The organism is Collinsella sp. OM04-5, assembly GCF_003439125.1.
Lineage (GTDB): Bacteria > Actinomycetota > Coriobacteriia > Coriobacteriales > Coriobacteriaceae > Collinsella.
Genome location: NZ_QSUU01000008.1, coordinates 82128 through 93893, shown reverse-complemented (window position 1 = coordinate 93893; position 11766 = coordinate 82128). Strand labels below are relative to the sequence as shown.

9 protein-coding genes are annotated in these 11766 nt (G+C 56.6%); 7 read left to right on the top strand and 2 right to left on the bottom strand.

The features are described from left to right. Nucleotides 1–32: 32 nt before the first annotated feature. Together serC and DXB53_RS09940 are read right to left on the bottom strand one after the other, a co-directional pair. A complete protein-coding gene (serC, locus tag DXB53_RS06240; RefSeq protein ID WP_117583767.1) occupies nt 33–1157 on the bottom strand; it encodes a 3-phosphoserine/phosphohydroxythreonine transaminase in 1125 nt (374 codons plus the stop codon). A gap of 136 nt (nt 1158–1293) precedes the next feature. Continuing rightward, nucleotides 1294–1467, bottom strand: a complete 174-nt coding sequence (locus tag DXB53_RS09940) for a hypothetical protein (protein ID WP_158556504.1) — start codon at nt 1465–1467, stop codon at nt 1294–1296. A gap of 341 nt (nt 1468–1808) precedes the next feature. Here DXB53_RS09940 and DXB53_RS06235 point away from each other — a divergent pair, with 341 nt between their 5' ends. The 7 genes from DXB53_RS06235 to DXB53_RS06205 all read left to right on the top strand — a co-directional run bounded on the left by DXB53_RS06235 (nt 1809) and on the right by DXB53_RS06205 (nt 11760). After that, nucleotides 1809–2459, top strand: a complete 651-nt coding sequence (locus DXB53_RS06235) for a DUF1819 family protein (RefSeq protein ID WP_117583766.1) — start codon at nt 1809–1811, stop codon at nt 2457–2459. 1 nt (nt 2460) lies between these two features. Continuing rightward, on the top strand, nt 2461–3153 hold the full coding sequence (locus tag DXB53_RS06230; protein ID WP_117583765.1) for a DUF1788 domain-containing protein: 693 nt from the start codon (nt 2461–2463) through the stop codon (nt 3151–3153). Between the two features lie 78 nt (nt 3154–3231). After that, nucleotides 3232–6894: a BREX system P-loop protein BrxC gene (gene brxC, locus DXB53_RS06225; RefSeq protein WP_117583764.1), complete on the top strand. Its 3663-nt coding sequence runs from the start codon at nt 3232–3234 to the stop codon at nt 6892–6894. Between the two features lie 66 nt (nt 6895–6960). Continuing rightward, a complete protein-coding gene (pglX, locus tag DXB53_RS06220; RefSeq protein WP_117583763.1) occupies nt 6961–9480 on the top strand; it encodes a BREX-1 system adenine-specific DNA-methyltransferase PglX in 2520 nt (839 codons plus the stop codon). 9 nt (nt 9481–9489) lie between these two features. Beyond that, on the top strand, nt 9490–10062 hold the full coding sequence (locus tag DXB53_RS06215; protein ID WP_117583762.1) for a hypothetical protein: 573 nt from the start codon (nt 9490–9492) through the stop codon (nt 10060–10062). Further along, nucleotides 10049–10603 carry a hypothetical protein gene (locus DXB53_RS06210; protein WP_117583761.1) on the top strand — a complete coding sequence of 185 codons (555 nt, stop codon included), beginning with the start codon at nt 10049–10051 and terminating at the stop codon, nt 10601–10603. The genes DXB53_RS06215 and DXB53_RS06210 overlap by 14 nt, the downstream gene beginning before the upstream one ends. A 188-nt stretch (nt 10604–10791) precedes the next feature. Further along, entirely contained in the window at nt 10792–11760 is a 969-nt protein-coding gene (locus DXB53_RS06205; RefSeq protein ID WP_117583760.1) for a hypothetical protein, read from the top strand. Nucleotides 11761–11766: the final 6 nt, after the last annotated feature.

Below are 11766 nucleotides of genomic sequence, written 5' to 3'. Positions count from 1 at the left end.
CTGAGGTGGCTGGTCGGCCCGCGCGTTGCGGGCTAGTTAGATCGCGGGCTCAAACTATGCTGTGCTTCGAAGTCCTTCATATACGTGGCCAGTGCCTGCACGTCTTCTAGGTCCACGGCGTTGTAGACGCTGGCGCGCATGCCGCCTATCAGGCGATGGCCCTTGACGTTTTGAATCTGGTGCTCGGCCGCGCCCGCGACAAAGGCGGCATCGAGCTCGGCATCGCCGGTGCGGAAGGTGACGTTGGCGATGGAGCGGCTGTCGGCCTGCGCGGTGCCGTGGAACAGTTCGCTGCGCTCGAGCAGGTCGTAGAGCAGATTGGCCTTGGCCCAGTTGTGCTCGGCCATGGCGGCAAGCCCGCCGGTCTGCTCCACCCAACGGAACACCTTGCCGCACACGTAGATGCCAAAGGTGTTGGGCGTGTTGAGCATGGAGCCCTTGGCGGCCTGGGTTTTAAGATCCAGGTACTGCGGCGTCTGCGCAAAGGCGGGGCCTTTGGCGATGAGGTCATCGCGTACGATGACCACGGTCACGCCCGCGGCGCCGGCGTTTTTCTGCGCGCCGGCGTAAATGAGCCCGTAGCGCTCAACGTCGAGCGGCTGCGACAGAAAGCAGCTCGAGACATCGGCGACCAGCGGCACGTCGCCGCAATCGGGCAGCTCGTGGAACATGGTGCCAAAGATGGTGTTGTTCTGGCAGATGTAGACGTAGTCGAGGCCTTTGCCCGCGGCCTCGGCGGCAATGCGTGCGTTGATGTCGGCCATGGTGGGAATGCGATCGAAATTGGTGTCCTCGGAGCTCGCGAGCAGCACGGCCTCGCCGTACTTGGAGGTCTCTTGGTGCGCCTTGTTGGCAAAGTTGCCGGTCACGACGTAGCCGGCGCGGCCGCGGCGCATGAGGTTCATGGGAATGCCCGCAAACTGCAGCGTGGCACCGCCCTGCAAAAACAGGACACGGTAGTTGCCGGGGATGCTCAGCAGGCGGCGCAGGGTTGCCTCGGCGTCGCCGATGATCTGCTGGTACATGCTAGATCGATGGCTCATCTCGAGCACAGACATGCCGCAACCGCGGTAGTCCATCATCTCGTCGGCGATCTCGGCGAGCACGCTGGTGGGCAGTGCGGCCGGGCCAGCTGAGAAGTTGTGCACACGTGCCATCTTCTAGGTCCCCCTTATAGTCGTTTGAACGTTCGGGATACTTTAGCACAGTGGAGCGCCAGGCGCGACCGCATCATGGTAAAACTCGAGTGCGCCGCTATGATTTACAGGATGGTTACATGGGGGAGGGGCGACCTTAGCTGATGGCTCGCGTTCGATTTGCCTCTGCCTTTGCCTGCTCCCAAGGACGCACGCGACCGTTGGTGAGGTCGTCGTAGCCACGAGCGATGGCACGTTGAATGTGATCTTCGCGTTCCTGAATGGTAGTTAGTGCGCGCGTCTGATCAGAAATAGACTTTACGACAGACATATGAAGCTCCTTACATAGAAGCATATGTATAACTCTATGTTGAATATAGCGGAGGATGGCGTTGGGCGTGTGCGTGCCTGCATTCGTAAGCGCGGTTGTCTGGCAAGTGTGATTTGGGGCGACCTCGTCAAAGCTTCTGAGCTGCGAAAATGACCGTTAACCGGATTTAATTTTGTTGCTCAACATTTGACACTCTGGGCGTGGTAACTTTTTTACCAACAGGTATGATTATTGTCATGTGCGCCGCACCTGCCTGCCGGGTTGCGGCGCACTTGTGACAGCCTTTGACACCCTTGGAGCGTGTACTGTGGATATAACCACAAAAAGCGTTCGGGGGGGGGGTGCTCACCCGCGAGCAATTCCTCCCGCATGAGATGCGCATCGTCGCTGCCCTTCGTATGCAGGGCGCAAGCGACGAGCAGGTCATTGTACGCGTAAAGAGCGAGAACCTCTTTCAATATCCCACGGAGCGCATGGTCGCCAACCGCGCAACCGTGTGCCTTCGACGCCTCGACGCCATGGTGCCCACGGACGCCGCATGCGCCGTGCGTGGCATCGACTCCAATATCGCCGTCGAGGCCGTGTCATCCCTAACCAGGCTCATGGCATCCGGCACTCCCACGCAGGCGGGCCAGGCCATCTTCTACAGCATGATCTGCCGCTACGATATCGTGCGCGAGCTCGTGCTCGTCGAGGTAGGGGAGCGCCTACAAAACTTCGATTATGCCTTTACGGCGGTTGACCTCAACGCCTTTATGACACGCTTTACCACGGAGTATCCGGACGCGGCCCGCTGGACTGAGGCCACGGTCAAGCGCATTAAGGGCTCGCTCCGCCAGACGCTCCGCCATGCCGGCCTTATCGGCGAGGGCCAGGGCCCGGAGTCCGAGCGCCTGTCACCACTCTTCCTCGATTCCGATGTCGAGCGAGCCTTGGTTCTGCTGGGCGAGCAGTCGCTTATCGCGGCCCTTACCGGCAGGGTGGTGATGTAGCGTGGCTCCCGTCAACAACGCCGCTGAACCTGCTATCACCCCGGCGACCGATCTCACCACTAATTTCGGCATCCATTCCCGTAAGAGCGTCGTGGCGGCGCATGTCCGCTCCGAGCACGCCCATCAGGAATTTGAGCGACGCGCGCAGCTTCTGCGCGAGTGCCTGTGCAGCGAGGACTTTTTGGCCAACAAGGGCATAGGCAATGAGATCGGCTTCCACACCTTTTGCTATGACCCTGCGCTGGAGTTTGAAGCGCGTGCATTATTTGACGCCCTTTCACGCGATGCCGAGGCCGACAAGCTTCCGTGCACGCTCAAGGTCGTGAACCTCTACGACGCCGTGCTGGCAATTCTCGAAAAGCGCCGTGTCCTTAAGGCCATCCCACGCCAAGAGGAGCGCCGCGGTACCCAGCGCGTGCTCAAGGACGTGGCCAAGTTCGCCTCGCCCGAGAAAGTCGCCGCGTACATCCTTGAGCAGACCGAGCCGCACGCGCCTGGAGACGTCGTTCTCCTCACCGGCGCGGGCGAGGTCTTCCCATTCTTTCGCATGCACACGCTTCTCCATTGCATGCTTGCGGATTTTGATGAGGTGCCTGTGGTCGCCGCCTATCCGGGCAGTTTCAACGGCTCTTCTTTCCAGCTCTTTAACCGTCTGCCGGCCGACAACTACTACCGCGCCATCGATATCTCGTAAGCACGGCTCCCCGCAGGCAAGTCCCTGCCGCCGGTAACAACCCTTTGCCATAACATTCCCAAACCCAAAGGAGCACCCATGGACAACACGATCATTCGCGACCTCTTTGCAAAAGACATCAACCGCTCCATCAACGGCGTGGTCAAGGTCCAGGATTCAAAAGATGGGTCCATCCGCCAGGAGCTTGACGAGTACGTGGTGACGCGCGAGTTGCAGAGGCACTTTGCCACGTTCTTCAAGGCCTACGGCGATGCCATCGATGCGCGCACCGACAAGATCGGCGTGTGGATCAGTGGTTTCTTCGGTTCCGGTAAATCGCACTTCCTCAAGATGCTGAGCTACCTGCTCGAGAATCGCCAGATCGGCGGCAAGAGCGCCATCCGCTACTTTGACGGCAAGATCGTCGACCCCATGGTCGCGGCTGCCATGGAGCGCGCCTGCTCGGTGCCCACGCAGGCCATCCTCTTTAACATCGATAGCAAGGCGGGTCAGTGGAAGCAGGGCGATACGGCTCCCACGGCGCTGCTTCGCGGCTTTGAGCGCATGTTCTACGAGGCGCGCGGCTTCTACGGCGAGGACCTCAAGCTTGCAAAGCTCGAGGACTACATCGATTGCCTGGGCAAGACCCAGGAGTTCCGCGAGGCCTTTGAGCGCGTCAACGGCGAGTCCTGGCTCCAGGCCCGCGACACCTACAGCTACTTTGAGGACGACGTCGTCGAGGTGCTGCAGAGCGTGCTCGGCATGAGCGAAAAGGCCGCATGGAACTGGCTCGAGGGTTCTGAGGACGAGGTTTTGGCCCCCGATGTCTTTGCCAAAAAGGTCAAGGATTACGTGGACGCTCAGGCAGCGGCCCACGGTGGCAACTTCCGTTTGCTCTTTATGGTCGACGAGGTGGGTCAGTTTATTACAAACGACCAGGACCCAAGCCTTATGCTGAGCCTTCAGACCATCGTCGAGGAGCTGGGTGCCGCCTGCGGTGGCCGCGTGTGGGTAATGGTTACGAGCCAGGAGGCCATCGACAACCTGAGCCTGCCCGTGGGCAACGACTTTTCAAAGATCCAGGGCCGTTTCAATACCCGCCTTTCGCTCTCCAGCTCCAGCGTGGACGAGGTCATCCAACGCCGTGTGCTCGAGAAGACCGCGCCGGCGGCCGATATGCTTGCACAGGTCTACGAGCAAGACGCCGCCGTCCTCAAAAACAACTTTACCTTTGAGGGCGGCTCGCGCTCCGACCTTGCCGGCTACGCCAACTCCAAGGATTTTGTGGCCAGCTACCCGTTTGTGGGCTACCAGTTTAAGCTCCTGCCCGACGTGATGACCGAGGTACGCAAGCATGGTGTTAAGGCCAAGCACATGTCCACGGGCGAGCGCTCCATGCTGAGCGCGTTTCAGGAGAGCGCTCAGGCCATCCAGCATGACCAGACTGGTGCACTCGTGCCGTTCTGGCGCTTCTTCGACACAATCTCCAAGGATTTGGAGCACGGCATCATTCAAGTCGTCGTCTGTGCGGAGCGCGCGGCTGAAAACGCAGAGGGTCTTGAGAGCTACGATGTCCGGGTGCTTAAGCTCCTGTACTTGATCCGCTACATCGGCTACGTCAAGGCCACGGTCGAGAACATCTCCATCCTTATGATTGATAGCCTGGACGTGGACAAGCGCGCCCTTAAGGACCGCGTCAAGGAATCTCTCGCCCGCTTGGAGCGCGAGAACTACGTGGCACGCCAGGGCGATACCTATAGCTTCCTCACCGACGAGGAGCAGGAGATAGCGCAGGAGATCGCACGCACCCCGATCGACAACGCGAAGGTGATTGAATACATCAAGAAGCGCCTGTTCGAAAGCATCTACACTGCGCGCAAACTCAACCGCGGGGCCAACGACTTCCCCTTTGACCGCTACGTGGATGGCTCGATTCATGGATCCAACATGGGCGGCATGGCACTTTCCGTGGTGACCATGGCCAGCGATCTGGGCCGTTCGGACGATGCCGAGTTGGCATTGAAATCCGTGGATAAGGCCATCGTGGCCTTGAGCGACGAGGTGGATTATTGGGCTCCACTCGTCAACGCCGCCAAGATCCGCAAGTACGCTAAGACGCGAAATCTCCAGGAGCTTCAGCCGAGTACGCGCCAGATCGTCGAGTCCAAGATGCGCGAGGCGGCCTATAACGAGAAAGAGGCCGATACCCTTTTGAGCGAGGCCGTGCTCCATGCACGTTGCGCGGTCAACGGCCGCATGGTTGAGGTCCGCGCGGCCAAACCCGTTCAGGTTTTTGAGCAAGTGCTGGCGCAGCTGTGCGATGTGGTCTTTGATAAGGCCGACTATATCGGTGCGCCGGTCACGAGCGATTCCGATATTCGCTCCACTCTGGCGGGCAACGTTCAAGTGGGGCTCGCTGGCATGGACGCGGGTAACACGCGTGCGCTCAAGGAGGTCGAGGACTACCTCAAAGTGCAGCACCAGCGCCACCTGGATACCGCTATGGGCGATATCCAGCGCCAGTACCAGCAAAGGCCCTTTGGCTGGCGCGAGGTCGACATCGCAAATGTGGTGGCGCAGCTTGTGGTGGAGCAGCGCGCGCAGGTGCTGTTTGGCGGTCAGACGGTTCAAGCTAACGACAGCCGCATGGTGGCGCTCCTGCGCAAGGATGCCGATAAGGCCCAGGTGCGCTTGCGCATGCGCATGAGCGACCGGTTGCTACGCGCCGCGGGCGAACTCATGTGTGACCTGTTTGATCTCAAGACCGTGCCCTCCAACGAGGATAAGCTCGTGGCCGAGCTCAAAGAGCGCCTTGAGGGCTTGCGCGAGGCGTGCCTCGCCATAGCACGCGACTACTACACGGGCATCAAGCCGGCCTACCCGTATCCCGGTGAGGACGAGTGCGAGAAGATGCGCTCGGAGGTGGCCGACGTCCTTAAGGACCAGAACGAGGCCGAGGCGTTCTTGACCACGTTCACCAAGCATGAGGAGCGCTTGCTCGATGCTAAGGAAGACTTTGACAAGGTGGTTGAGTTCGTCGAGTCCAATCAACGAACAGCGTTTGACCACGCCAGGGATTTCTTGAACCGCACCGAGGGTATCGAGTATGCCTCCGATGACATTCCCAGCGCGGTGGAGAACGTGGCAAAGGTGCGTGAGATCCTCAAAGATCCCAAGCCCTACGGCCGTATTAAAGACCTGCAGCCGCTTATGGATCCCGTCGAGGATGACATGAAAAAGCTGCTGGGCATCCGCCGCAATGAGTTTTTGTGTCGCATCGAGAGCGATCTGCAAGACCTGCGGGCGCAGGCCGAGAGTCAAAAGGGCTTTGTCAATCAGGCCAAGGATGCCATAGCGGACGCCGGCACCAAATACGAGTCGTTCAAAAACCGTGCCCACAGCGCTCAAAGTCTCAACGAACTGAGCGTTGTTGCAACTAACTGGGGCGACTGGCTCAGTGCGGCGGCCAACGAGATGTACGACGCTGTGGATGAGGCCCGCGTGCGTATGGACAACGAGCGCCGCACCACCGAGGTCATGAGTACGGGTGAGGTGGTCAAGAAGGTCTCCAACAAGGGCGCCGCATCGTCTGCTCCCGTGCCCGCGCCCAAGCCCCAGCGCAAGATCAAGACTGTGCGCCGCGCCGATCTGGCCAAGCCGAGTCGTCTCTTGTCCGCAGAGGATGTGGAGCGCTACGTGGACGACTTGCGCTCCCGCCTTATGCAGGCGCTCGCTGCAAACGACGAGATCCGTATCAACTAACCCGCGGAGCCACCGGTGCCAAAGCGCGCACCGGTGGCTTATGGCGTTTAGAAAGGCTCATCAACCATGAACGATTCTGCTCTTAAGAGCTTCTGCACCTGGGCCCGTACGGAGCTCATCAAAGGCGTGGAGGCGCAGATGGTGCGCTACGGCATCACCGAACCTGCACCCGCGCCCGTTGGGTCCGAGACCGTTAGCGGCCTGCCCCTAAGTCCGGCTGAGATTGAGCAACGCGACGAACTGCTGCGCATGCAGGCAGAGGTGGGTCACGAGGCGCTGCGCGACCGTGCGGCCTACACCTGGTTCAACCGCATCGTGGCCATTCGCTTCATGGATGCACGCGGATGGCTTCCCAGCCGCATGCGCATGCTAAGTCGTGCGGACGGCAGCCATGGCAGCGAGGCCGTGGAGAACGCACTGGATGTGGAGATAACGACGGCCGATACCGATCGCATAGCCGAGCTCAAAATGGCGGGCTTGGATGAACCGTTGTGGCGCTACCTGTTTGTTGCTCAGTGCGAGGAGCTTGCCGATTGCCTGCCAGGCGTCTTTGATCGCGTAGGCGGAGCCATGGAGTTGCTGTTGCCCCAGGGCCTCATGATGGCCGACGGCGTGGTGGGCAAACTCAATGTTGTCCTCACTGACGAGGACTGGCGCGAGGGCGTGACCGTTCTGGGCTGGATGTATCAGTACTACAACGCTGACGTTAAAGACGAGTTCTTCAAGTCCAAGCGCAAGGCCGCAGCGGCGGACATCGCTCCCGCCACTCAGCTCTTCACCCCCGAGTGGATCGTGCGCTATATGGTCGAGAACTCGCTCGGCCGTCTGTGGATGCTCAACAATCCGGGGAGTTCGCTACGCGAGCGCATGAAATACTACATCGAGCCCGATGCTGAGCACGAGGACTTCATCCGCATTTCGAGTCCCGAGGAGATAACCCTCTGCGACCCCGCATGCGGCTCGGGCCATATCTTGGTCTATGCGTTTGAGCTGCTCTTTCATATGTACGAGGAGCGCGGCTATCGTGAGCGCGAGATTCCCGAGCTCATTCTTACTAAAAACCTTGCAGGTATGGAAATCGATTCCCGCGCGGCACAGATCGCGGAGCTGGCGCTTGCCATGTGCGCCCGCGAGCACGACCGTCGCTTCTTTAGGCGTGGCGTTCGCGCCGACGTTACCGTGCTCTCGAGCATCCCGCTTGGGGAGGACGAGCTGCCGGGTAACAAGAAGCTCGCCGAGGAGCTGAGTCATTTGGGCGAGATCGGTTCGCTGCTCAATCCGACAGATGCCGAGATCGAGAAGCTCAAAGCGGCTGCGGCCGACTGCGCGGGCGACCTTTTTGCCGCCGCGACCAAGGACAAGCTTGAGAGCGCGGTCGCAATCTGCGAGAAGCTATCACGTCGCTTCACTTGCACCGTGGCAAATCCCCCGTACATGGGTAGCAGCAGCTTCAACCCCTTTATGAGTAAGTGGGTCAAGAAGAACTACCCCGACACGAAGAGCGATCTCTGCACGTGCTTTATCGAGCGAATTATTGATTTTGCGAGCGCTAAGGGTACGGTATCTCTGGTTACCTCTGATACGTGTATGTATCTCTCGTCTTTCGAGCGTATGCGCAACACCCTTGTAGATAAACACACCCTAATTGCCCTCATTGATACTCGCGGCTCGAATGCCCACCCTGACGTGTTTGACGCCAATACCGGATGGGTCATTCAGTCGAATCATATTCCTGGTTATAAGGGTGCTTATTTTAAGTTGAATCAAAAAATCGGTGAGAAGGATGCGGCTTTGAAGGAGGCCATCCAAAACCCCACCTGCGGCTGGTTCTACCGCCGCAACGCCGACGCCTTCAAGCAGATCCCCAGCACCCCCATAGCCTACTGGGCCAGCGACGCTATGCTCGAAGCGTTTGGGGGACATTCCATTCGCGATGAAGCTTTTGCTGGAATAGGCATGCGTACGGGCGACAATGCAAGATTTTTGAGATTGTGGCATGAAGTCGGTCTGAGCGACATGGTTATCGGATGTTGCTCTGCTGAGGAGCAAATCAATAGTGGTGCTCGATGGGTTCCTTACAATAAAGGAGGCAATTTTCGCAGATGGTACGGAAACAATGACTACGTTGTTAACTGGTTTAATAATGGTGAAGAGATTAAGGCTAACACTAAGGCTGTATACCCAGAATTGGGCGATGATCTTGGATGGAAGATAAGCAACGAGCGCTTTTACTTTAAGCCTGGACTTACTTGGACGGGCGTAACTTCGGGGCTATTTAACTGCCGTCTATATCGCCAGGGTTTTATTTTTGATTCCGGCGCTAATGGCCTTTTCTCAACTAAGGAGCTTGGAGTTTCCTACCTTTCTGCCCTGCTGAACTCTTCTGTAGCTGCTTCAGCCTTTAGCTTTTTGAACCCTACGTTGAATTTTGGGGCAGGCACTGTGAATAACATGCCTGTTATTCGACCCTCTGCTTCAGACTATTCCATCGTCGAAGATCTGGCGCATCGTTGCTTTGATGCGTCGGAAGCAGATTACAACTCCTTCGAAACCTCATGGGATTTTGGTCACAATCCCCTTGTTTAGGAGACCTGTATGTGTATCGATCTTAACCAGACGGCATTTCAGCTTGCCAATAAAATTAAACGCGTTTTAGATTCTGATGTTAGAATTCGTATCTCGTTAAACAACGCCACTTTCTTTGAATACGACTCGGATGAAGATGTCGTAATCATCGCTCCTGTTTCTTTGCTTGAAATTGAAGAAAAGGAGAAAGCGCAGATAGCGTCTCGGGCAGCATATGAGTTGGTTCTTATGAGTGCGAAAACCTCCGCGCGGAAGTTCAACGGCATTTTATTGCCTGACTGTTTCTTATATTGTGTGTATTCAACGCTACACGAGATAGGCCATCATGACTATTTTGTCAGCTCTTCCGCAACGGAGTTTCAAGGCCATGTTGCACAGCGCGAGTCACTTCTTGAGTTCTCTAAGGACAAGTTGATCAATGCAATTGCTTCGGGACAAGACCCACGTAATAGCCAGGAGATATTTGCGAGATCGTATAGGAATATTCCTTTTGAGAAGATAGCTGATGATTACGCCAGGAGATTGATGCCCGTCGTTCTTTCCAAACTCTTAGTAGAGGATGGACCAAATGAAGCAAAATGAGTCTATTGACGTTCGCTGCGATATGGCAACGATGCATGATTTTTTCCTAAATAAGATTGATGAATCGATTAAGGGAGGGCTCTACTTCGAAGCCGCTTGGCTAATCTATTCGTGTCTCGAGAATCGTTTCTTTCGAGTGTTAGACAAATATAAGCGGAACTGCAAATATTGCGTTAATGGCGGCAAATGCCGTAAGGGAAGCAACCAATTGGCAATCGGGACCAAGATCAAGTGTGTTGAAAGACTATATAACGCAGATGTGTCTCGTGTTCGCAGCTCTTTTTCAGCTGAGTTATTCGCTGAAGTGAGGTTGTGGGTCAAATTACGTAACAAACTAATGCATAACTTGCTGTCCCTTGAGCACTATGAAGAGCATTTTGATAATGACTTTAAAGAACTTGCTTTAAACGGGAAGAAAGTTGTGGACGACGTTTACGATGCCTGCACGAAATTTAGGGCGGCTTTCTTCGAACCCGGCTACGAGTTCATATTCCCTGAATCGTGCATGGAGCAATGTCCTTGTAAGCCGCGTAATCAATAGAAAGACGACTAATAACTATGTGTCGCATTCGGGGCCGTGATTCACAAAGTTATCTTCATACGGGATATTCGGTTTTGCTCATCGCGCTGGGCGTGGAGTGCGGGCTTGGTTGTGTGATGGCCCTGATTTGATTCACGCTTTATTTCTTCGTTGCCGGCATCTCAACAATATCGAAAGGACGGCCCACCATGGCCACATTACTTCAAGATAAATACGAGGCTCGTAAGGCCGAGGTCAATGCTCGCTTTGAGCAGCTCCGTGCTAACGAGGAGGAGCTCAACCGCATCTTCGCCAAAATTTACAACATGGAGGGCGAAGTGCCCATCGAGGTCGAGGATAAGTACGTCTCGGTGGCGCGCATCTTTGATACCGCCGACGAGATCCCCGAGAGCTATAAGGGCAACAAATACGTGCGCACCAAGCGTGACGAGATCACCTCGCTTATAAGCTATGCCGTGGGCTGCATGTTTGGCCGCTATTCGCTGGATGTGGACGGGCTGATTCTGGCCGATCAGGGCGCCACGGTCGATGACTATCTGGCCAAGATGCCCGATCCCACGCATGTGACCTTTATGCCCGATAGCGATAACGTGCTGCCCATCACCGACGACGAGTACTTTGACGACGACATCGTGCGCTACTTTATCGACTTTGTGCGCACCGTGTATGGCGAGGAGACGCTTGAGCAGAACCTGGCCTTTATTGCCGAGGCACTCGGCGGCAAGGGTACCTCGCGCGAGGTCATCCGCACCTACTTTTTGAAGGACTTCTTTAAGGACCACTGTCAGACCTACAAGAAGCGCCCCATCTACTGGCTGTTCGACAGCGGCAAAAAGAACGGCTTCAAGTGCCTTGTTTACATGCATCGCTATCAGCCCGACCTGTTGGCTCGCATCCGAACCGACTATGTGCATGAGCAGCAGGAGCGCTATCGCTCGCAGATCGGCTATGCCAACGATGCCCTTGCCAGTGCTGAGCGTGGTGAGCGCGTGCGCTTGGATAAGCGTGTCAAAAAGCTCAATGACCAGCTTAAAGAGACCATCGGCTACGAGGAGAAGTTGCACCACTTGGCAGACCAGATGATTAAGATCGACCTGGATGACGGCGTCAAGGTCAACTACGCCAAGTTTCAGGATGTACTGGCAAAGATCAAGTAAATGCAG